The sequence below is a fragment of the Arcobacter venerupis genome, from assembly GCF_013201665.1.
In the GTDB taxonomy this organism is placed as follows: Bacteria; Campylobacterota; Campylobacteria; order Campylobacterales; family Arcobacteraceae; genus Aliarcobacter; species Aliarcobacter venerupis.
This window is the reverse complement of the sequence record NZ_CP053840.1, coordinates 1747436-1768447: the sequence shown is the minus strand read 5'-3', so window position 1 is coordinate 1768447 and position 21012 is coordinate 1747436. Positions and strand designations below refer to the sequence as shown.

The window sequence follows — 21012 nt, the reverse complement described above, 5'->3', positions numbered from 1 at the left end:
GTTTTAATAAAAATAATATATTTATTTAGTCTAAATTATCTATAAATTAATCTTGCAATTGCAAAAATAAACAAACCTAAAGCAATCTCTTTTAACTCTTTGTCATATAAAAGTATAAATATTGAACTAGCGAATAAAGCCATTGAAAAAATAATTGGTTTAAAATAATCTTTTATCTCTTTTGAAATCCAAGTTACTTGGTCATTTGAAATCTGAATTTTTAACTCTCCTGAGCTGGCTTGTTTTAGAACGGATTTAAAATCTTTTATAGTAAAAGGAATAGATTTTATTTCATCAACTAATGTTTCTAAAATCGACTCATTTGCTCCCAAAGCTTTTGGGATATTTTTTTGTAAAATTGGTAAAATATCTTTTATTCCATTGAAATTTTCTATATAAGTCGTTCCTAAACCTTCGATTATTGCACTAACTCTTAATATATAAATAGCATCACTTGGAAGTTTAAAAGGAAAATCTCTTGTATTCTCAAGTACATCAAAAGCTAACTTTTGCATTGATTCACTACTTAAGTTATCGTTTGAAAATATATCAAACATTTTATTTGTAAACTCAGCTAATTCGTTTGTAGGTGCTTCATAAGCTATCGTTCCTAATCGTTTACTTGCATTTATATAAAGTTCATAATCCCTTTCATGTGCAGCTTTTATAAGCTCTATTATTGCAACTCTTGTAGTATTTGGAACTGATTTAACCATTCCAAAATCAAGTAAGATTAATTCACCTTCTTTATTTACAAGTAAATTTCCAGGATGAGGATCCGCATGAAAATAACCATTTATTAACATTTGAGTTGTATAAAAATCTATAAGTTTTGAAATAATAATATTAAAATCAATGTTCTGTTCTTTTAAACTTTTTTTATCATCAAATCTAAATCCCTCTTCAAAACTCATAACTAAGGCATCATCACTTGAAATTTCTGCATAAGCTTTTGGAAAATTTACACCACTATCTTTGTACATATGTGAGAATTTTTGCAGATTTGAAAGTTCATTTGTAAGGCTAACTTCTTGTAAAATCATTGAAGAAAATTCAGAGATTACAGCTTCTATAGAATTTTTTGTATGATGCGAGAATAGGGGTTTAAATATTGTGTTAAAAAATTTGATGATTTTTATATCAGCAACTACCCGATTTTTTATTCCTTTTCTTCTCAGTTTAACAGCAACTTTTTCATTTGTTTTTAAAAAAGCTACATGAACTTGACCAATAGATGCCGATGCAAGTGGAGTTTCTTCAAACTTTATAAAAGGATCTATTTCGAAGGCTTTTTTGAAAATTTCTTTATATTCATCATTTTTCATAGCTGGAAGCTGATCATGAAGTTCTCTTAATTCATCCAAATAATCAGCTGAAAAAAAGTCTGCTCTAGTTGCTAATACTTGCGCTAATTTTACAAAACTAGCTCCAAGGTTTATAATTATTTCTTTTAATTTTTTAGGTTTTAAAGGTTTAAAAAATAAAAAACTATCTCTTTTTTTTATCACTAAATAAATAGTTAATAAAAATTGAAATACACTATAAACTCTACTTGGAGAGTAAAGAGTCAGGGTTTTAAAAAAAGTTTTTATTTTAAATCCTCTTTTAATTTTTCTAAATCTTCTTTAGTTGCAAGCCCTAGTTCATCAATAATCTCTTTCATTGTTGATTTTAATTCAGCTTTGAACTTCTCATCACTCTCTTTACCTTTTTGCTCTAGTGATTCTAAAAAACTTTTTACATCTTTAGTATCTAGTTTTCCTTTTTCTTCTAGTTTTTTTAGTTCATCTTCAATTTTTTCTTTTAAAACTAAAGCTCCACCAAGTCCTGTAAAAATAAGTTCTTTTAACATTTTGAATCCTTTTTTATTTAGTATATCTCTTTTTTTTATTACTTTGTATGATATTTTTGTCTTTTAATTACCAAGGACCTTGAAATCTGCTAATTTTATGCAAAACCTTTTTTTTATGTTTTGTAACTCGCCCTTGAACTCTTTCTCTCCACATTTTAAAACTACTTTTTTTTAGTAAATTTCTCATCTTTTTTTTCACTTGATTTTCAGTTAAACCATAAAGTTCAAATATTGTATCAAAAGTAGTTCTATCTTGCCATGCCATCTCTATTAGACGATTTAAATCCTCTTCTTTCAGCTCTTCTAAACTTTTATTTTCTCTTTTAGGTTTTTTTGTAAAATCTAGTTTTACACTATCTTTTTTTTCAAAATACATAGTTATTCCTGAATAGTCCAAATTAGTTTTGAAGTATCAAATCCTAAAGTTGGAAGTTTTTGTAAAATTTCATTTTTTACAGAAGCAGGAATTTTATTTTCTCTTGATAAAATCCACAAATACTCCCTTGATGGAGTTCCTACAACTGCATAATTATAATCTTTATCTAAAATTAAAACCCAATAATCCCCATAAAATGGTCTAAAAAAACTAACTTTTAGTTTGCTATTTGTTTCATCTATTGCATGGGCTCGACCTTGTGCTTCACCTTTTTCATTTGTAGTTATTTTTGTACATCTATTTATTACTTTTATTGTTTCATCATCCAAAATTGAATAATTCGCAGTAACATTTTTACAATCTCTTTCGAAAAAGTGTTCAAATCTTGCTATTTCATACCAAGTTCCAAGATATTTGTTTAAATCAACTTTTTCTACAGTTTGTAGAGGTGGATTTTTTGAAGAACACGCTGTGAAGAGTAAAACAATTGATAAAATTAGAGTATATTTAAATAGAGTTTGCATAAGAACGCCTTTCGATTTTTTACTAGTATAGATAAATATAAAGGATTTTAGTATATATTTTTTGTTAGTTCAACTTTGTTTTATAAAATCATTAGCTATTGTGAGATGATTTTCTAATTTCTTTTCGGACATTTTATTTAAAAGTGCTATTTGCATTTTCATTCGTGGGTTTGAAGAAAATCTATTTGAATATTTATATAAAAATCTCCAATAAAGTGCATCAACTATTTCGCACCAAGATTCACTTTTTTTATAATCACTCATTTTTAAAATATAGTTAGAACTTGCAATATATGGTTTTGTTGTAATACTTCCTCCATCACTAAAACCACTCATTCCATAAACATTTCCAACCATCACCCAATCGTAAGCATCGATATAGTTTTTCATAAAAAACTCATAAACATCATTTGGTTTGATTTCAAGTAATAAAAAAATATTTCCTAAAATCATAAGCCTTTCAATGTGATGATTATAAGCTGTAAAATTTAGTTTTTTGATAGCATCATCAAGAGGTTTTATACCACTTTTAGCTTCTAAAATCTTTTTTGGCATAGGATTTTTAAACTCAAAGAAGTTTGAATTTCTAAGAACCACACCATTGTCTTCATAAACACGAAGCATAAACTCACGCCAACCGATAATTTGTCTTATAAAGCCTTCTTTTGCATTGTATGGAGTATTTGAATTAATGATTTTTTCTATTAATTCATTTAAGTCAATAAGTCCAATATTTAAACTACTTGAAATATTTGAATGAAATAAAAAGTTTTGTCTAATATCTTTTGTAATTGCATCTTGAAAAGAGCCAAAATTCTCAAATTTTTCTTTTAAAAAATAGTTTAATTGAAAAGAGGCTTCATCAAAAGTAGTTGGATAATAAAAGTTTTCACAAACTCCAACACTTTTAAACTTTTTACAATAACTCAAAGCCTCTTTTACAAACTCATTTTCAAAGGCTAAAGTAGGGGGAATTTTTATATCTTTTGGAAGTTTTTTTCTATTATCCTCATCAAAGCTATATTTATCAAAAAGAGGTTTTCCATTTTGCATAAAAATATCCAACTCTTTTCTTCTATTTATATAAAACTTATGTAAAAACTTGTTTTTATCTTTTGGGTTTATAAAGTTTGGATTTTTGATTGTTGTGATGTTTGAAAAGTTTTTATAAACCTTTTTTTCCAAATAATTATCAAAAAGTTCATACACAAAAATCTCTTCATTTTTATAAAGTTCAAGATAACTTTCATCTTCAAAATACTCAACTAAAATATTGTTTTGTTTTAAGTAATTCTCATAAAATTTCATACTAGCCCTATGAAGAACTAACTTTTGGATATGAAACTCATATTGGGTAAAAAATAATGGCTCTTCTATTAAAAGCACTTTTTTACCTATAAAATTTGATAGATTTTTAAATAGTTGGTTTGGGTAAAGAATAAATGTTTTCATATTTTGAGTTTATAAAAGTTTTTGATTGTTTTGTAGTGTGTTTTTGTGAATTGGTCATTTGTTAGTTATAATTAAAAATATTAGGAAGAAGATAGAAAATATTTTACGTGTTTTGAATAAAGAGAATAGGATGATTTTATATCTAAAAAATCTGATAGAAAATGCTCCTATCCCCTTTTCATAACGTTGAGAAGCTCTCTTTTAAATGAAGAAATATCTATTTAGATAGTTCTTTGATATATCTTGTATAATCTTCTGCAAATTTATTTAGTGTTTCTTCACTTAAAGTATGTTCTGTTCCATAAGTGATAAAAGGTTTTTTATAATCCATTTTTACGTAGTTTGCCGTACCAAAAAGTGGAAAAAGAAATTCTTCAACTGTTTTTTTATCTTTTCCAGTTTCTGAAAATACTTTTTCGTCTCCTCCACAACTAACAGCCACTGCAAAAGGTTTATTTTCTAATTTATAATTAGCTCCATAAGCGAAATCATATGCTAATACAATATCAAACCACTCTTTTAAAAGAGCAGGAGAACTAAACCAATACATTGGAAACTGAAAAACAATAATATCATGGTTTAACAACAGCTCTTGTTCTGCTTGAGCATTTATTTTAAAATCTGGGTATTTTGAGTATAAATTATTTATTGTTACATTTTCTAATGTATTGACTGCATTGAAGAGTTTTTTATTCACAATTGATTCTTCAAAATTTGGGTGAACTAAATTTATTAATATTTTTTTCATATTAAATCCTTTTTTTGTAAATTTTGATAGGATTATATATGAATACAAAATAAAATGTAAGTATGTACTTTTATGTAATATACTATCAAAAAGGGAAGTGACTATGGAAATAAATGTACCAAAAAACATAACTGAGACGTCATTTGGTTATACTTTATCTTTGATTTCAGGTAAATGGAAAATGATAATTTTATATTTATTATCTGAATATGAAGTTGTAAGATATAACGAATTACAAAGAAAAATAGGAAGTATTACTTATAAAATGCTCAGTTCTCAACTAAAAGAGTTAGAAGCAGATAAATTAATTAATAGAAAAGAGTATGCAATGATACCACCAAAAGTGGAATATAGTTTAACAAATAGAGGAAAGTCACTTATCCCTATTTTAGATGCAATGTGTGATTGGGGTTCAAATGAACGACCTGATTTATATGTTTGTATTGTATAAATAAAAATTCACTTTTAAAATTGCTTTATCTGGTATTCAAAATGTCACAAAAAAATGGAATATACCAATGTGAAATTGGAATTTAACACTTTCACAATTGGCAATATTTTTGAAGGTAGATTAGATAGTGAGCTTAAAATTTAAGTTCAGGTGAGATAGGATTTTTTTTATCAGAATTACTTTGATACGGAATATTTAACGCTCTCGCATTAAGCTTGAAATGTCTTGCCCCAAGGATTTTTATTTTTTGTATTGTATTTTTAATAAAGAAGGTATTACGCAGGTTTTTTAAGGGAGAAAAATTAAAAGCCAAATTAGGCTTTTAATTCTCCATCTAATTCATATTTATTCAAATAACCTCTTGGCGTTAAAACTTTTCCATTTGAAGTAAGTTTTGCATTTGAGTTACAAATGATTATAAGAGTTGACATTGTAACTTGTGGGTGATTTAAACCTTGATTTATTATATCTTGAGCACTTGTTATTGTAATCTCTTCTTTTTCTGCTCTTCCAACATTTGAAGCAATAATCGCAATTCTATCTTCATATCCTTCTAAAGCTGCCATAAAATTTAGATATGGTTGAACTCTTTTTGCTGATTTTGGATTATAAATTCCTATTACAAAGTCGCAATCTAGGGCTGATTTAACTCTTTTATCAATTAAATTTATATCTGTTAATCTATCTGAAAGAGAAATAATTGCAAAATCTTGAGACACAGGAGCTCCTACTTTTGAAGCAGCAGCTAAAAATGAAGTAACACCTGGAAGTGAAATAACTTCTATTTCATCCCATAATTTTTTTTCTTCCATTAATTCAACAATTAAAGTTGCCATTCCGTAAACATTTACATCACCATTTGATAAAATTGCTGTTGTTTTACCTTGTCTTGCATATTCGATTGCTTGAGCACATCTTGCTATTTCATGAGTCATTCCTGATGTAAATAACTCTTTACCTTTTATAAGGCTTCCTAATTCTCTTGCATATTTACTATAAGATACTATTACTTCTGATTCATTTATTGCGTTTATTGCTTCTGGTGAAATATATCCTAAACCACCAGCTCCTGTTGATACTATGTATAATCTTTTCATTTTTATATTGCTCCTGCTATTGTAATTTTATTTTCATATACCTCTTTAGGTATTATTAACTCTTTATATTTTGAAACCAAAATTGATGATGGTTCACTAACCCCTTTTACTCCAAAAAACTTTGTTGCTTGAGAAGTAGAAAAATTTCCTTGAAGTGCATTTATTTCAGTTTCACAAAAAAATTTAATATCAAAGTTGTACTCTTTTGCAAACTCTAAAAGTCCTACTTCATCTGCTTTTGCTTCATATGAAGCAATATTTTGTATTTGTTCAATTTTTAATTTATGTTTTTGTAAAAATGAAAAAACTGCATTTTTTATCTCTTCAAAAGTTGTATTTCTATTACAACCAATACCTAAAAAAACTTTTGGTTTAAAAGTCAAAAGAGGGCTATCAAAGGGAGTTATATTCACACATAAATTTGAAGATTGTTCTTTTACTAATTTTAAATTTTCTTTATTTGGAATAGTTTGGAAAATCGAGTCATAAGTTAGAACTTCAACCTCTTTTTTATTTAAAAGTGAATTGGAAATAAGAGCTAATTGTTTCAAATTGTGAATTTCTAAATCATTTTTTTTTGCAAACATTTCAAAAGCCAAAGTATTTGTTTGATCAGTTGCTGTTGAAACAAAGTTTTGGCAAGAAGGTATTCTTGAAGCTATAATGTCACTTAATTCATTTGCTCCACCTAAGTGACCACTTAAAAGTGGAACGATTTTATCAAGCTTTAGATTTACAACGATAACTGCTGGGTCGGTTGATTTGTCTTTTAAAAATGGCGCTATTTTTCTCACCACCGCTCCAATTGCTAAAATACAAATAATTGCATCATAACCTTCCCAAGCAGGTGCCATAATATCATCTATTTTGTCATATAAATTTAGATTTTCTAAGTTGTGTGCTAAATCTTTTTTACCAAAAACATCAACCTGATAATCGTATAAATAAGGAACCAAGTTACAAGCAGCTGTTAAACTTGGTTGATTTATTGTAACAATTGCTATTTTTAATTTATTCATTGTTTTTTCTACTCTCTTTTAATTCTTTGATTAGGGGTTTTACATATAAATGTGATTCTTGCGTCTCTTTTTGGTTTAAATAATCTCCAAATAAAATCAAAGCAACACCACTTATATGAGATACTTGTTTTTCTATATCATCAATTGTTCCTTTATAAATTTTTTCATCTTCCCAAGTTGCTTTTTCAACAACCCAACAAGGAGTCTCTTTTGAATAACCCATTTTGTAAGCTGTATTTTTTAATTTTTTTAATAACAATATTGATAAATAAAAAGCCAAAGAAGAATTTTTACAAGCAAGAATATTTTCAAGTTTTTCAGGATTTGGAGTTTTACCCTCAATTCTTGATAAAATCAAAGTTTGAGAAACCCCTGGAATTGTGTATTCAATTCCCAAACTTGAAGCTGCTCCAAAAGCTGCTGTAATTCCTGGAATTACTTTATATTCAATATTTTGTTCTTTTAAAAACTCTATTTGTTTTGCAATTGTTGAATAAATAGAAGGATCACCTGTATGTACACGAGCTACGATTTTATCTTTGTGTTTTAATAAAAAATCAAAAATTTCAGGATATTTCATTCCTTGTGAATCTTCAATAATTGCATCTTTTTTACACCAAGATAAAACTTCTTTTGGCACAAGTGAACCTGTAAATAAAACAGCATCTGCGATTTGTAATATTTTTTGAGCTTTAACAGTAACTAAATCAGGATCACCAGGACCTGCACCTATAAAATAAATCATTTTTTATATACCTTTAATTGAAATAATTGCCGTTCAGGCTCTACTAAATTTAGTTTGTCTTTATATGTTGTAAGAGAAATTGAATGGGTTTCAAACTCTATATTTGCTTCATTTAAAACATTTATCATTTGGCTTAAGTTGGTTAAAGTAATGGCATTTATTAGCATAATTCCATTTTCATCCAACTTCTCATATAAATATGGAAGTTTTTCTATAACTTTTTCTCCACCACCACCTAAGAAAATTCTTTGTGGTTTTTCCTCTAAATTCTCAAAATAATCCTCAGCATCACCAATAAAAAGTTTGCAATCACACACAAAATGATTTGTTAAATTTTGTTTGATAAATTCAACTCTTGTTTCATTTTTTTCAAAATAAAAAGTCCTTACTTTGTATCTTTTAAAAGCCTCAATTCCACAACTTCCACTTCCAGCACCAATATCCCAAAGAAGTTGGTTTGGTTCTAAGTCAAGGTTTTGTAAGCTTAAATGTCTTTTGTATTTTTTTGTAATCATTCCCCTTTGTGTTTCAAATTCAATATCTTCACAAATGGCACTTTTATGTTCAAAATTTCTTTTTATCAATAAAACAAAAGCTTGGTTTAAATCAAATCTTTTTTCATCAAAATCAAAAATATTTATTTCTTCAATTATTTCATCTTTGTATCCAAGCTTATAACCAATGAAAGTTGTAATTGAGTTTTTATCAAAAAAACTCAAAGCTTCATTTAATCTTGTAATTGAGTTTTTATCACAAAGGACAAAAGTATATTTTTTCTTTAAAAACTCTTCTAAATCAATGGCACTTCTTCCATGAATTGAAACGACACTTACATCATTTTCACTAATAAATAATTTTTCTAAAAGATAAGTTTTTGATGAAATATTGTTTATTAATTTAACTTCATTTTTTGGCAATTTATTAGCGATTATTGTTCCTGCTGAATAAAATAGTGGAGAACCTGTAACCACATATAAAAGGTTTTCTTTGTCATAGTTTTTTAATATATAATCTTGGGCATCTTTGAATTTTAGTTTTAAAATAGTTCTGCCATTTTCAATAAAATTTGGGTCACAAATGATTTTGTCATAATTACAAAAGTTTAATTCTAAGTTTGAAAAATCATAATCTCCCATACCATTTCCAGCTATTGTTACCATCCTGTTACCTCCTTTTCTTCTAATATTAAAGCTTCCACATTTGAAGTTGGAAACCAAGTTTTTATCTGTTCATTTGCTTTTCTTTCAATCATTGAATATAAAGCATTTATGAGTCCGACTTTTTCTAGTTCTTCTGAAATACCTTTTACAGTTTTTGTAGATTCAATATCTACTTCATAAGCTAATTCATTTTTTATATCTTCTTTTAATCTTTCAAAATCAATAACACCAAATCTATTATGAGTATTTTTAAACCCTTGATAAACTTTGGTCATTTTTCCTATTCCACATACAAAAATAATCTTTTTTACTTCCAAATTATTGGCTATTTCAATAGAATCATAAACAAAATTTGCAACTTCAACAATTTGCCCTTCATCATATTTTTCTTTAAAAACTCTAAATGCTGAGTTTCCTAAAGTAAAAATCAAAGGTTCTAATTCATTTTGTGTTGCAAATTCTATTTCAGTTTTTACTGAATCAATATATGCCGTACTTGAAACTGGTTTTACAATTCCTGTTGTTCCTAATATTGAAATTCCACCAATTACACCAACTTTTGCATTTGCTGTTTGTTTGGCTATTTCTTCGCCATTTGTTACAGAAACCGTACAAAAGATATTTATGTTTTCAAGGTTTTTTACTTTTTTCTCAAATATTTTTTGCATATTTTCTAGTGGAACTGGATTTATTGCTGGAAAATTTGGTTTTATTTTTAAACCTTTTTTTGTTACAACTCCTACGCCAATTCCCGCATAAATTTCCAAAGAATTTGTTCCAATTTGAGTTCTTTGGGGAATTAAAGATAATTCATTAAATTCTAAATCTTCTTTTTTAGCACTAATACTCACAACAATTTCACAGCCTTTTGTAACATCTAAGTCATCATTATCAATTTTATTTATTTTTCCAAAAACAAATTCTTTTGTAACAATAAATGCTTCAAGAACACTTGAAAATGCGCAACATGTGTGAACTCCTGTTGTGAGTCCTTTTCTTAATACTTTTTTTTCTTGATTCATTATTTATAAGTTGAAGGTTCACTCATTGGAACTTGTTTAAAATCTAAATCATCAATACTTTTATTTTGAGCTAATGCTTTGAATAACTCAATCCATTTTTCTTTTGTATATTTATGTATATTTCTTAGCCAAATATTGTTATTTGCTTCAAAGCCATTTGTTTTTGTATTTTCATAAATATTTGCAACACTTCTAAATCTACAAGCTCCAAAACATCCAGTTCTTGATATTTTAATTCTAGTTTCACCATTTGCTAGATTAATTTCTTTTAGAATATCTCTTAAATCAGCAGCTATATTTTCATTTTTATGAGCGCCACCACATCTTTCATCACCACAAATAAATATATGAGTTTTAAAGTGCATTATTGGTTTATCTGGAACTAGTTTTACAGGTTTGCAAGAAAATCCTGATACAACTTCCGAACCCATCATATTAAATAATCTATTTTCCATTATATTTTTCGCTTCCATCATAATCTTTGATTAGTTTAAAAATCGCATGAAGTGTGGCAACTGTCATTGTTGAGCTTCCAAATCTTCCTTGCATAATAATTCCAGCAACATCAAAAAAATCACAAAATCTTCTTCCATAATCTTTTGATTCAACTACATTTACAAAACCAACTGGAAATAAAAGTAGGGCGACTTTTGATAAATCAACTTTTTCTTCAAGTAAAGTATTAATTGCTGCATAAATAAAAGTAGGAGCATTCCCACAAGCTAAAATCATTGGTTCATTTTTGTGTTTTTTTATAGCTTCAACAACAGCGGCATAAGATCTAGTTGTTTTGTTTTTTTCGGCCATTTCATAAGTAAATGGTTCATTTATATAACATACAACTTCTGTTTCATATTTTTTCAAATAAAAGTCGCTAAGACCAACTTTTATCATATTTACATCAACAATTATTTTTGCTTTATTTTGAAGTAAGTTTTGTATTTTTTCTATGGCATTTGGTGAAAAATAGATGTTTTCTAAAACCTCATTAAAACAAGTTGTTGTATGAATTAATCTTGATATAACTTCTTTTTGTTCAAATGAAAATTCATCTGCTTTTGGGTAGTCTTTTAATTCTTCTTCAATCATTTCAAATGACCGTATTGATATGTCTGCACCAATATTTATTGGTGGTTCTTCTGTTTTAAATTCCAAAGTAATCCTTTAATGTATTAATATTATTTCTAATCATAGTGTATGCGTGAATTTCATTATAAATTTATTTTATTTTATAAAGAAATAATTTTATGTAATTCTAAATATATAATCTAAGTTAGTTTTATAAGCTTTTGAATTCTTTTTGGAATGATGCAATACAGCCATTGTTTGAAGTGTTTTTCTTTGTTTAGAAAAAATTGTAGATGCGTAAATTGTTTTCATATTACCTCTTTATAAATAATTGTGTTATAATTTTGGCATGAAGAATCTACGCGGGTATAATAAACGTTATTTTAAATTGTCAACAATTGCGATGTTCTCGACAATAAATAAATTAACTAAGATTGAAATTAATATGTTATACCATAGAATTGCTTATGAAAATGCAATTCAATCTCTTGATCCACCCTCAAATTAATAAATAATTACTTTTTTTAACAAATAAAATATATATTATAAATTATATATATACCATCACTTATACATTAATAAACAAGGATTACTTATGCATATAGAAGCAGGAATTGTGCATGGCGCAAAAATGGTTTTAGGTTATGGAACAGCTATTGTTTCATTTGGAATTGCTACAAAATTAGCAGTTGAAAGTATCAAAAACAGTGGAATATTACCAATATTGGTAAAAACTATTATTACTACTTTATTTGTGTTTATATTTTTTGAGATATTTCCTCATCAAGCAGTTGGCGTTTCTGAAGTTCATTTGATTTTAGGTTCAACACTATTTCTAATTTTTGGCATTGCACCAGCTGCATTTGGTTTGGCTTTTGGATTATTAATTCAAGGTCTGTTTTTTGCACCACTTGATTTAGCTCAATATGGAATGAATGTAACAACACTTTTAATGCCTTTATTTGCCATGGGATATTTAGCAAAAAAAATTATTCCAACAAATATTGCATACAAAGATATTAAATATTTAGATGCTTTAAAATTATCAGTAATTTATCAAGGTGGAATCGTTTCTTGGGTTGCTTTTTGGGCATTTTATGGACAAGGATTTAGTGTTGAAAGTTTATCTGCCGTTTTCACATTTGGCTTAGCATATATGAGTGTTATTCTTTTAGAACCATTAGTTGATTTAGCTGTTTTAGCAGCTGCTAAAACTTTAAATTCTTTACAAAATAGTGCTTTTGTTGAAAATAGACTTTATAATATAGCAAAATAATGAAAAGATTTAGACATTACAACAAGAAAAGGGCTATTGTCCTTGCTTGTTTTGGTTCAGTAATAGAGCAACAAAAATACTTAGATTTAGAAGATATGATTAATGAAAAGTTTCCTGATTGTGATATTTTTGTCTCTTTTTCTTCAAGAATGGTAATAAAACTTTTAAAAAAGAAAAAAAATGAAGAGTATAAAAATCTTCCTCAAACTTTAGCTGATATTGATATGTTGGGATATAAACATGTTGTTGTTTCATCTATAAATATATTTCCAACAGATGAACATGAAGTTTTAAAAAAAATAGTTGATGGATTCAAGAACTTTTCTTTAGCAAATATCGGTTTTACAAATGCTCTTTTAACAAAAGCTAAAGACACAACAGCTTTTTTAAAAAATTTAAATGAGCAAATTTCAAAAGATGATATGGCAAATCTTTTTGTAATACATGGAACTCCAAAGCTTGATACTGTTGGAATTGATTCAATAACTTATAGTACATCCTTTTTAGAGTTAATTAGTGAGAAAAATTTTTGTTGTTCCCTTGAGGGAGCATTTCCTTATTTTGAAATAAATGATGTAATAAAAACGAAAATCCAAAATACAGGCTTAAAAAAAGTTCAAATTGTACCTTTACTTTTAGTTAGCGGGAATCACTATACAAAAGATATGTTTGAAATAAAAGATGATTTATCTGAAATTTTTGAGTCTTCAATAGTTTCAAGTTTAACTGCAAGTGAGCAATTTAATTTAATTGAGTTACCAATGATTCAAAAAATTATTGAAAAAGGTATTCAAGATTCATTTAGAATGCTTGGTACAAGTCATAAAGAAATTACTTATTAAGGAAACAAAATGAAATTATATATGGTTTCTTTAGGGCCGGGTGATTTTGAACTTATTACTGTAAAAGCATTAAGAGCTTTGAAAAATTCAGATGCTATTTGTGTTCCTACAAAAAGCCCAGATAATAGCTTTACTCGTTCTATGACTTACAAAATAATTCAAAAATTAATGGAAGAATTTGATTTTGTAAAACCAATTATTCCAATGTATACTCCAATGCATTTTAAAACAGAAGATTGGCAGAATCAAGTAAATATTATTCATAAATCGTTTGAGGAATATAATACTTTATCTTTTGTAACTTTAGGCGATAGTGCGGTTTATAGTACAGTATATTATTTATTAGATTTAATAAAAGAACAAAATAGCATTGTTTATGAAAAATCTGAAGTAATACCTGGAATAACATCTTTTTCAAATGCTTCTGCAAAAGTTAAAAAACCTTTATGTATTGGAGATGGCTCTTTTAGTATTATGCCTTTACATAAAAAAGATGTTCCAAATACAACTGTTTATATGAGACCAAAAATTGGAATGAAAACAGCTGAGATACCTCAAATAGGCCAAATGTTTACTTTTGAGAATCTAAATTTTAAGGGAGAAAATATTTTTGAACAAAGAAAAGATATAGTTGATAAATATATGACTTTGTTTATTGATTTTGTTCAATAAATTTATATAAGTTTTACTTATGTAAAATAAGAATATTTTTATTATATTAAGTTATAATTTTAGCTATTTAGTTGGATTTAATTTAGCTTTTAGCTTTTTAGGCAAGTGAGCAAATACCATTGTGCTATTTTTGATAAATTTTTCATTTTCATAAATAGCAATATCAAGGCTCATGGTTTGAATTTTGAAGTTTAATAGTTTTATAGTTTGATTTCTCTCTTCAAAAAAGAGATTTTCTTTACTTAAATCAATTGTTGTATTTTTATTTTTTGCCAAAAACTTGCCTTTATAAATTTTTTCTAATTATAATAAATTATTCTTAATAGGATTTAATAATGCAAGAACAAGAATCAATTAAATCAATTCCTTCAAATAGGCTACAATTTTTTCCAATAATGATGTTTGCAACTATTATGGGACTTGCTGGGTTAACTTTGGTTTATAGAAGAGGTAGTGAAGTTTTACATTTACCTGCTTTTATTTCAATAATTATGATAGTACTTACAACTATAGTATTTCTTACAGTTTCATATTTTTATATTTTAAAAATAATAAAATATAAAGATGAAGTAAAAAAAGAGTTTTCTCATCCTGTACGTATTAACTTTTTTGCTGCTTCTTCTATTTCAACACTACTTTTATCAATGGTTTATAGACATAATATTGATGAAATATCTCAAGTATTATTTGTTATTGGTGCATTTTTACATATATTTTTCACTTTTTATACGATTAGATTTTGGATAAATAATAATCTTGAAATGCAACACTCAAATCCTGCTTGGTTTATTCCAATTGTTGGAAATTTACTTGTTCCAATAGCTGGAAAGGGTTTTGTTGATGATGCAGTATTGTACTTTTATTTTTCAATTGGTATTTTCTTTTGGATTATTTTATTTGCAATAATTTTAAATAGAATCATTTTTCATGCGCAGTTTATGCCAAAATTTATGCCAACACTTTTTATACTTATTGCACCTCCTGCAATTGGATTTATTTCATATATAAAATTAACTGGACATTTAGATTTCTTTGCACAGATTCTATTTAATTTGGGATTATTTTTTACAATTTTAGTTTTTGTAATGTATAAAAACTTTATTAAAATAAAATTCTTTATATCTTGGTGGGCATTTACTTTTCCTATGGCTGCTATTACTCTTGCAACAATTTTAATGTATGAATTATCATCAAAATTCTTTTATGCAGTATTATCATATTTTTTAATGGCTATAACAACTATAATAATTATTTTAGTTGCAAGACAAACAATAATACATATGAATAAAAAAGAAATTTGTATAATGGAGTAATATTTAATTTGTATTTTTCTTAAAATAGTTATAATATTTTTCTATTAAAAATATGAAGGATATATTATGGATTTTAGATATATAGGAAGAAGTGGACTTCGAGTTAGTTCAATTTGTATGGGAACTATGACTTTTGGTTCAAGTGCATCAAAACAAGAAGCTTTTAAAATTTTAGATAAAGCATATGATAGTGGAATAAATTTTTATGATACAGCTGAGATTTATCCAGTTCCACCAAAAAAATCTTATGAGGGAACAACTGAATTAATCGTTGGTGAGTGGTTAAAAACAAAGCCAAGAGATTCTATAATTCTTGCTACAAAAGTAAGTGGAGCAGCATCAGGATGGTTTGTTCCACCAACTCGTCATGGCTTAACTGCAATTGATTCTTTTCACATTAAAAGAGCAGTTGAGGGAAGTTTAAAAAGACTTGATACAGATTATATTGATCTTTATCAAATGCATTGGCCTGATACTATTGTGCCAATTGAAGAGTCTTTAAAAGCTTTTGATGAGTTAGTTCGTGAAGGAAAAGTAAGATATATTGGAAGTTCAAATGACACAGCTTATGGTCTTACAAAAGCAAATGAAACTTCAAAAAATAAAAATTTAGCTAGATTTGAATCTATTCAAAATAATTTTTCACTTTTAAATCCTAGATTTTTAGATGAATTATCAACAGTTTGTAAAAAAGAGAATATCTCTTTACTTCCATATTCTCCAATTGGTGGAGGAGTTTTAAGTGGAAAATATAATAATGCTTTTTATCCTGAAGATGCTAGATTTACAGCATATATGAGACATGAAAATCCAAGAGTTCAAGCCCAAGCTACAAGATTTGTAAATGATAAAACAATTGCAGCAACTGCAAAATATATTGAACTAGCTCGTGAATATGGTATTTCACCTGTAACATTAGCTGTTGCTTATTCTAAGCATTTTGATTTTGTTGCTTCTACGATTATTGGAGCTAGAACTCTTAATCAATTAGATGAATCATTAGCTGCATTTAAATTTAAAATTGATGATGAATTATTATCAAAAATTGAAAATATTCAGAAAGAAATTTTATATCCAATGGGATAAATTTATAATGTTTTATACAAATTTTAATCTTTATTTTTATAATAAAATACTAAAATAACGCTATTTTGGAATAAGGATTAAAATGAAAGACCTTACAATAGGAAAAAAATTTACATTAATAAATGTAATAGTTACTATATTAGTTTTAGTAATCGGGTACTTTGTATTAACAAAGTATAAAAATGATTTGACTAAAGAGGTTTATAATGATGTAACTATAGAGTTAAACTCATTATCAAATCTTAAAATAGAAGCAAAATTGGAAGCTGGAATTTCTAATGCAATTTCTATAGCTAATGATTCTTCAATAAGGGAATCATTGGCTACAAATAATAGAGATTTAGCAATAAATACTTTAGCAAATCTATCACAAAGTATGAAAGATTTCACTCCTTTTAAAAATATTCAAGTTCATTTACATACAAAAGATAATCACTCATTTTTACGTTCATGGACACCAACAAAATTTGGTGATGATTTAAGTTCATTTAGAGCAAGTGTTGTAAAAGTAAATGCTGAAAAGATTGCAGTAAATAGTTTCGAAATAGGAAATGCAGGACTAAGTATTCGTTCAGTTGTACCTATTTTTGATGTGAATAAAAATCATGTTGGTTCTTTAGAGTTTATGCAAGGAATTAATTCTGTTGCAACTTCATTTGATAAAGAGAATAAAGCATTTTTATTATTAATGGATAGCTCATTAGCAACAGTAAAAATAAAAGAAGAGGATAAATTAAATAATTATCTAATTTCTCAAAAATTTATAAATAAAGATTTTTTAGAAGATGCTAAAAAAATTAATTTTAAAGAACTTCTAAGCAGTAAATATTTGATTACGGATAAATATTTCTACTCTTATACTGATGTTACAGATTTTGCAGGTAAAAAATTAGGAATTACATTAATCGCAAAACCAATTGAAATTGTTCAAAATGCTATTAATCATGCTTCATATATTATTTGGGTTGCTTTAATTATTTTATTTATTGCTTTAACTATTACAATGATTATTTCATTGGTAAATATGAAAAATTATATTTTAGCTCCAATATTAAATCTTAAAAATTCAATCAATTCAATTAGTTCTCATAGTTTATCTCAAAGCACAAGAATAGAAGTAAAATCAAATGATGAAATAGGTGATGTTGTAAATAGTTTCAATAATTATTTAGATTCTATTGAAGAAGGATTAATTGTTGATCAGCTAGTAATAGATGAATCAAGACAAATAATTGCAAAAGTAAATGCTGGATTATTAAATGATAGAATCAAAGGGAAAGCTCATTCTTTGGGTGTTGATTCTTTAGTAAATGAAATTAATAATATGATTGAACGAATGCAAAAAAATCTTACAATTTTAAGTGGAGCATTAGTCGCTTTATCAACTGCAAAATATGATTATGAAATCCCACATATTGAAAATGTAACAGGAATAATTGCTTCATTAATAAGTGGAACAAAAGTTACTCAATCTTCAATAAATGAGATTATGTGTTTAATTGAAAAATCAAATAATGAATTATCTTCAAGTTCAAGCGAACTTACAAATGCATCAAAAAAACTTAGTGATTCATCGAATACACAAGCAGCATCATTAGAAGAAACAGCAGCTGCAATTGAAGAAATTTCAGCAACTGTAACAAGAAGTAGTGAAAATGCAGTTCAAATGGCACTGTATGCAAAAAATGTTACAAAATCAAGTAATACAGGAAAAGAATTAGCTTATAAAACTGCTACTTCAATGGATGAAATTAATAACCAAGTATTAGCAATAAATGATGCAATAAGTGTGATAGATCAAATTGCCTTCCAAACAAATATTCTTTCTTTAAATGCAGCCGTTGAAGCAGCAACTGCTGGTGAAGCAGGGAAAGGATTTGCTGTAGTTGCAGCAGAAGTGCGAAACTTAGCAAGTAGAAGTGCTGAAGCTGCTAAAGAGATTAAAACAATAGTTTCAAATGCAACAATAAAAGCAAAAGAAGGGAAAAATATAACTTCTGAAATGATTGAAGGATATACTGAATTAAATGAAAATATTGTAGTAACTATAAAACTTATTGATGATGTAACAACTGCTTCAAAAGAGCAACAAATGGCAATGGCTCAAATAAATGATACAGTTAATTCACTTGATCAAGTAACTCAAGAAAATGCAGCACTAGCCTCAAATATAAATGATATGGCTGTAAAAACATCAAATTTAGTACAGCAATTACAAAGTACAATAAATCAAACAAGTTTTGATAGAAATGCCCATAAACGGGTTTGTGATACAAATTTAATTATTAATATTAATAGATTAAAATCTGATCATATTAGTTTTAAAAATGTGAATTTTGCTTTATGTAAAGAAGGTTCTAATTTTGCAGTTAAAAATGCCCATGAATGTAATTTGGGAAAATGGTTAGATGCAAATGAAAATAAAGCATTTGCAAAAACAAAAGAGTGGAATGACTTAAAAATAGCACATAAAAATGTACATGAACTTGTACAAAAAACAGTGACTCTCTATGCAAATAAATCAAAAAATGAAGAAATATTCTCTACAACAAAAATAATGGAAGACAATATAGATATAGTTTTTGATTTATTAAATAAAATTAGAGAAATTAATTGTGCTGATTAAAGTCAGTTATAAATTTTAATCTTCTTAAGTTACAATTCTTTTTACAAAAAAAGGATTGTACTTTTGAATACTTACAAAGAAATACTAAATCAAGCATACAAACTAAGATTTGAATATTATAATTTTTATGAAAATAAAGAATCTCAATGGCATGACAAATATAAAAATCACAAATTATATGATATTGTCCTAGAAAGTTTTAACTATAAATATAGTCAAATAGGTGAAGTTATGCCAAAACTTTTGGAAAAATTAGATTTGAAAGTATAAGTGGGAATAATTACTCTCCAAAATTAGCGAAAGCACCTTCAATACTTGGAATATTTTTATAGTGAGTCATTGTTAGTCTAACATTACTTGTTTTAAGATCACATATTGCAATTCTAAAACTAGCACCCATAACTGGTTCTACAACACAAATAATTTTATCTTGAATCTGTCGTGTGGCATAAATAGTACCTTGTAAATTAGTAAAAAAATATTTTGGATAACTTAATGGTGTTATTTCAACAACATCTATAGATTCTTGGTTTTCAAGAGTTTGTACTATATCCATAGCATCGTCATAACTTTCAAATTGAATACACCAATCATCAAATCTTTTATTAAAATGTTCTAAATCTTCATCTAGAAATCCACCTGCTAATGATTGTAAAGCAAAAATTGACACAAATACACCTTGAAATATACGAAATTTTGAAAGTTAATTTTAACATAATTAACTTTTAAATCTAAGAATGATTGGAAAATCAATATTTTTGTTAGAGTAAAATTAACATCATCTTTACACTTAAGAGTGTAAAATAAACTTAATTGTTAAATATATGGAGTTTTTAGTGAAAATAAGAGTCTATTATGAAGATACAGATTGCGGTGGTGTTGTTTATTATGCTAATTATTTAAATTTTTGTGAAAGAGCTAGGTCTGAGCTTTTTTTTCAAAAGGGTTTATCTCCTCATAAAAATGATGATTTTTTTGTGGTAAAAAGTGTGCAAGCTGATTATATTAAATCAGCTATTTTTGGTGATATTTTAGAAGTTAAAACAAAATTAGTTGAAAGAAAAGCAGCTTCAATTGTAATGTATCAAGAAGTTCTTAGAGATGAGGAACTTTTATTTAAAGCTACAATTAAATTAGCATTTCTAAAGAACTTTAAACCCTCAAAAATTCCTTTAGAATTTTTTGATATATTTGAATAAGGAAATAAAGTGTTAAAAATATTTGTTATTTCAATTTTTTTAGTAATTAATCTATTTGCAAATGAGATTTATATTCTTCCAAAACAAGGTGAAGAGGTTAAAGACAAAATTAGCGAATCACTTACAAGTGCAAAATCTGAAATATTAATCGCTATGTATAATTTTTCTTATAAAAAGTTTGCTAAAGATTTAGTAGAAGCTTCAAAAAATGGAGTTAAAGTTAGTGTTTTTCTTGATGCAAAAAAAGTAAAAGAAGATTCAGAAATCTTCGATTTTCTAAAAAAGAATGACATAAAAGTAATTCTGGTAAGAGATAAAATGCACTTAAAATTAGCATTAATTGACTCGAAAACTGCAATTTTTGGCAGTATTAATTGGACAAAAGAGTCATTTGAAGAGAATTATGAGCTAGTTTATATAAGTGAAGATAAAAAAACAATAGCTGAACTCACTTCTTTTATAAATACACTTTGATTTAGGGAAG

At 26.7% G+C, this 21012-nt stretch carries 26 protein-coding genes; 10 read left to right on the top strand and 16 right to left on the bottom strand.

Annotation, left to right across the window (positions count from 1 at the left end; translation table 11 throughout):
• Positions 1 to 35: 35 nt before the first annotated feature.
• From AVENP_RS08835 to AVENP_RS08810, 6 genes are all read right to left on the bottom strand, one after another.
• Positions 36 to 1517, bottom strand: a complete 1482-nt coding sequence (locus AVENP_RS08835) for an ABC1 kinase family protein (protein ID WP_268907613.1) — start codon at positions 1515 to 1517, stop codon at positions 36 to 38.
• A gap of 71 nt (positions 1518 to 1588) precedes the next feature.
• Positions 1589 to 1852 carry a hypothetical protein gene (locus AVENP_RS08830; RefSeq protein ID WP_128358127.1) on the bottom strand — a complete coding sequence of 88 codons (264 nt, stop codon included), beginning with the start codon at positions 1850 to 1852 and terminating at the stop codon, positions 1589 to 1591.
• 67 nt (positions 1853 to 1919) lie between these two features.
• The gene (locus tag AVENP_RS08825; protein WP_128358128.1) at positions 1920 to 2228 is read right to left on the bottom strand and encodes a TIGR03643 family protein; all 309 of its coding nucleotides are present in this window, start codon (positions 2226 to 2228) and stop codon (positions 1920 to 1922) included.
• Positions 2229 to 2230: 2 nt separating this feature from the next.
• Positions 2231 to 2752 (bottom strand): lipocalin family protein, encoded by a 522-nt coding sequence (locus tag AVENP_RS08820; RefSeq protein WP_128358129.1) that lies wholly within the window; start codon positions 2750 to 2752, stop codon positions 2231 to 2233.
• Positions 2753 to 2821: 69 nt separating this feature from the next.
• Entirely contained in the window at positions 2822 to 4204 is a 1383-nt protein-coding gene (locus AVENP_RS08815) for a cryptochrome/photolyase family protein (protein WP_128358130.1), read from the bottom strand.
• Between the two features lie 217 nt (positions 4205 to 4421).
• A complete protein-coding gene (locus AVENP_RS08810; RefSeq protein ID WP_128358131.1) occupies positions 4422 to 4952 on the bottom strand; it encodes an NAD(P)H-dependent oxidoreductase in 531 nt (176 codons plus the stop codon).
• 97 nt (positions 4953 to 5049) lie between these two features.
• On the opposite strand from AVENP_RS08810, the gene AVENP_RS08805 reads away from it, so the two are divergent.
• The gene (locus AVENP_RS08805) at positions 5050 to 5403 is read left to right on the top strand and encodes a winged helix-turn-helix transcriptional regulator (protein ID WP_430385350.1); all 354 of its coding nucleotides are present in this window, start codon (positions 5050 to 5052) and stop codon (positions 5401 to 5403) included.
• A gap of 314 nt (positions 5404 to 5717) precedes the next feature.
• Here the strand turns inward: AVENP_RS08805 and AVENP_RS08800 are convergent, their stop codons facing one another.
• From AVENP_RS08800 to AVENP_RS15995, 8 genes are all read right to left on the bottom strand, one after another.
• Positions 5718 to 6500 carry a precorrin-3B C(17)-methyltransferase gene (locus AVENP_RS08800; RefSeq protein WP_118886442.1) on the bottom strand — a complete coding sequence of 261 codons (783 nt, stop codon included), beginning with the start codon at positions 6498 to 6500 and terminating at the stop codon, positions 5718 to 5720.
• A gap of 2 nt (positions 6501 to 6502) precedes the next feature.
• Positions 6503 to 7519, bottom strand: coding sequence for a cobalt-precorrin 5A hydrolase (locus AVENP_RS08795; RefSeq protein ID WP_128358133.1), 1017 nt, complete (start codon positions 7517 to 7519; stop codon positions 6503 to 6505).
• On the bottom strand, positions 7512 to 8264 hold the full coding sequence (locus tag AVENP_RS08790) for a cobalt-precorrin-4/precorrin-4 C(11)-methyltransferase (RefSeq protein ID WP_128358134.1): 753 nt from the start codon (positions 8262 to 8264) through the stop codon (positions 7512 to 7514). Before AVENP_RS08790 ends, AVENP_RS08795 begins: the two co-directional genes overlap by 8 nt.
• Positions 8261 to 9424 carry a precorrin-6Y C5,15-methyltransferase (decarboxylating) subunit CbiT gene (gene cbiT, locus AVENP_RS08785; protein WP_128358135.1) on the bottom strand — a complete coding sequence of 388 codons (1164 nt, stop codon included), beginning with the start codon at positions 9422 to 9424 and terminating at the stop codon, positions 8261 to 8263. The genes AVENP_RS08790 and cbiT overlap by 4 nt, the downstream gene beginning before the upstream one ends.
• Positions 9418 to 10446, bottom strand: a complete 1029-nt coding sequence (gene cbiD, locus AVENP_RS08780; protein WP_128358136.1) for a cobalt-precorrin-5B (C(1))-methyltransferase CbiD — start codon at positions 10444 to 10446, stop codon at positions 9418 to 9420. Before cbiD ends, cbiT begins: the two co-directional genes overlap by 7 nt.
• Positions 10446 to 10901 (bottom strand): (2Fe-2S) ferredoxin domain-containing protein, encoded by a 456-nt coding sequence (locus AVENP_RS08775; protein ID WP_128358137.1) that lies wholly within the window; start codon positions 10899 to 10901, stop codon positions 10446 to 10448. Before AVENP_RS08775 ends, cbiD begins: the two co-directional genes overlap by 1 nt.
• The gene (locus AVENP_RS08770; protein ID WP_118886436.1) at positions 10891 to 11601 is read right to left on the bottom strand and encodes a precorrin-8X methylmutase; all 711 of its coding nucleotides are present in this window, start codon (positions 11599 to 11601) and stop codon (positions 10891 to 10893) included. Before AVENP_RS08770 ends, AVENP_RS08775 begins: the two co-directional genes overlap by 11 nt.
• Before the next feature lie 90 nt (positions 11602 to 11691).
• Positions 11692 to 11826 carry a hypothetical protein gene (locus AVENP_RS15995; protein WP_268907612.1) on the bottom strand — a complete coding sequence of 45 codons (135 nt, stop codon included), beginning with the start codon at positions 11824 to 11826 and terminating at the stop codon, positions 11692 to 11694.
• A gap of 283 nt (positions 11827 to 12109) precedes the next feature.
• Here AVENP_RS15995 and AVENP_RS08765 point away from each other — a divergent pair, with 283 nt between their 5' ends.
• Genes AVENP_RS08765 through AVENP_RS08755 form a run of 3 tightly spaced genes read left to right on the top strand, consistent with a single transcriptional unit; the run spans position 12110 to position 14304 of the window.
• A complete protein-coding gene (locus AVENP_RS08765) occupies positions 12110 to 12790 on the top strand; it encodes an energy-coupling factor ABC transporter permease (RefSeq protein WP_128358138.1) in 681 nt (226 codons plus the stop codon).
• On the top strand, positions 12790 to 13632 hold the full coding sequence (locus AVENP_RS08760) for a sirohydrochlorin cobaltochelatase (protein WP_128358139.1): 843 nt from the start codon (positions 12790 to 12792) through the stop codon (positions 13630 to 13632). Before AVENP_RS08765 ends, AVENP_RS08760 begins: the two co-directional genes overlap by 1 nt.
• A gap of 9 nt (positions 13633 to 13641) precedes the next feature.
• Complete coding sequence (locus AVENP_RS08755; RefSeq protein ID WP_128358140.1) at positions 13642 to 14304, top strand: precorrin-2 C(20)-methyltransferase; 663 nt, start codon at positions 13642 to 13644, stop codon at positions 14302 to 14304.
• Positions 14305 to 14367: 63 nt separating this feature from the next.
• Here the strand turns inward: AVENP_RS08755 and AVENP_RS08750 are convergent, their stop codons facing one another.
• Positions 14368 to 14580 carry a malate dehydrogenase gene (locus AVENP_RS08750; RefSeq protein WP_128358141.1) on the bottom strand — a complete coding sequence of 71 codons (213 nt, stop codon included), beginning with the start codon at positions 14578 to 14580 and terminating at the stop codon, positions 14368 to 14370.
• A gap of 59 nt (positions 14581 to 14639) precedes the next feature.
• On the opposite strand from AVENP_RS08750, the gene AVENP_RS08745 reads away from it, so the two are divergent.
• The 4 genes from AVENP_RS08745 (at position 14640) to AVENP_RS08730 (ending at position 19599) form a co-directional block, all read left to right on the top strand.
• Positions 14640 to 15617: an SLAC1 anion channel family protein gene (locus tag AVENP_RS08745; protein WP_128358142.1), complete on the top strand. Its 978-nt coding sequence runs from the start codon at positions 14640 to 14642 to the stop codon at positions 15615 to 15617.
• Between the two features lie 66 nt (positions 15618 to 15683).
• A complete protein-coding gene (locus AVENP_RS08740; protein ID WP_128358143.1) occupies positions 15684 to 16703 on the top strand; it encodes an aldo/keto reductase in 1020 nt (339 codons plus the stop codon).
• Between the two features lie 82 nt (positions 16704 to 16785).
• Entirely contained in the window at positions 16786 to 19329 is a 2544-nt protein-coding gene (locus AVENP_RS08735; protein WP_128358144.1) for a methyl-accepting chemotaxis protein, read from the top strand.
• Between the two features lie 63 nt (positions 19330 to 19392).
• Complete coding sequence (locus AVENP_RS08730; protein WP_128358145.1) at positions 19393 to 19599, top strand: hypothetical protein; 207 nt, start codon at positions 19393 to 19395, stop codon at positions 19597 to 19599.
• 10 nt (positions 19600 to 19609) lie between these two features.
• Here the strand turns inward: AVENP_RS08730 and AVENP_RS08725 are convergent, their stop codons facing one another.
• Positions 19610 to 19999, bottom strand: a complete 390-nt coding sequence (locus AVENP_RS08725) for a hypothetical protein (RefSeq protein WP_128358146.1) — start codon at positions 19997 to 19999, stop codon at positions 19610 to 19612.
• Positions 20000 to 20165: 166 nt separating this feature from the next.
• Here AVENP_RS08725 and AVENP_RS08720 point away from each other — a divergent pair, with 166 nt between their 5' ends.
• Both AVENP_RS08720 and AVENP_RS08715 read left to right on the top strand, forming a co-directional pair.
• Positions 20166 to 20528, top strand: a complete 363-nt coding sequence (locus AVENP_RS08720) for a YbgC/FadM family acyl-CoA thioesterase (RefSeq protein ID WP_128358147.1) — start codon at positions 20166 to 20168, stop codon at positions 20526 to 20528.
• Positions 20529 to 20537: 9 nt separating this feature from the next.
• Complete coding sequence (locus AVENP_RS08715; protein WP_128358148.1) at positions 20538 to 21002, top strand: phospholipase D-like domain-containing protein; 465 nt, start codon at positions 20538 to 20540, stop codon at positions 21000 to 21002.
• The last annotated feature ends 10 nt before the right edge of the window (positions 21003 to 21012 follow it).